Below are 883 nucleotides of genomic sequence, written 5' to 3' on the forward strand. Positions count from 1 at the left end.
CGCTGGCACGGCAGTATTGACGACGGTGGAATCCAGCGCCTGCATGAAGAACGCGGCGGCAACCAGCCACAGCAAGCCGCGGAAGCGCTCACGAGAGGAGATGTCGGACAAGGCGGCTGAAACCGTCGCTGGTATCGATTCAGCGGGGGCGGCAGCGTGGGGATCCGCGGCGGCTGGGGGTAACATTGCCCGACATGATACTTGCTATGACAGCTAACTTTGCGTGAACCCCATTCGCGGAGTCAGCCAGATTTCATCTGTTGTTCCCTTCGTCCAGCTCGCTCAGCCGGTACCTGTCTGAGCGTGTCGATCAATGCACCAGGTGCCTGCTTGGCAGGCATTTCAAGGCTTGAAGTGATGCACAAATCCGATCTGAAAACCGCCCGGCAACCAGCTGAGAATCAGTGGTGACTGGCGGTGTGAGGCCCACAGGCCGACCCCGGTGCCGAGCGCCGCGCCAACCAGTACATCACTTTGCCAATGACCATGGGTCTTGACGCGCGCCACGGCGTCATAGGCCGGCAACAAGGCCAACGCATAGATCGCCGGATGATCGTCGCCGTAGGCGGCCATGAACGGTGTCACGGCGGCAGCAATCGCAGTCACTTCGCCGCTGGGAAAGCTCTGCGCGTGTACGCCCTTGAAAAACTCGTTCGGATTGTTGGTCTGCGAGGGTCGTTCGCGTTGGAACGTATATTTCATCACCTCCGCGCCCGCGCTGCTGATAGCCATCGCATCGACCGAGCGCCAGAAAGTGTCGCCGAGCTTGTCCTGGTCGCCGAACGCCAAGGCACCGGCACTCACGGTAAGAATCGTGCCGTATACCAGGATTTCCTGATTGCTTCGCTTCCAGATGCCGCTGTTGTCGTAACTCACGACGTGG

1 protein-coding gene is annotated in these 883 nt (G+C 60.1%); it reads right to left on the reverse strand.

Annotated elements, in window-relative coordinates; translation table 11 throughout:
• Window positions 1–342 precede the first annotated feature (342 nt).
• Window positions 343–883 (reverse strand): phosphatase PAP2 family protein (locus GSQ77_RS28905; RefSeq protein ID WP_158907594.1); only part of this gene is annotated, 541 nt, incomplete at its 5' end.

The organism is Burkholderia sp. L27(2015) (assembly GCF_009765705.1).
Taxonomy (GTDB): Bacteria; Pseudomonadota; Gammaproteobacteria; order Burkholderiales; family Burkholderiaceae; genus LMUX01.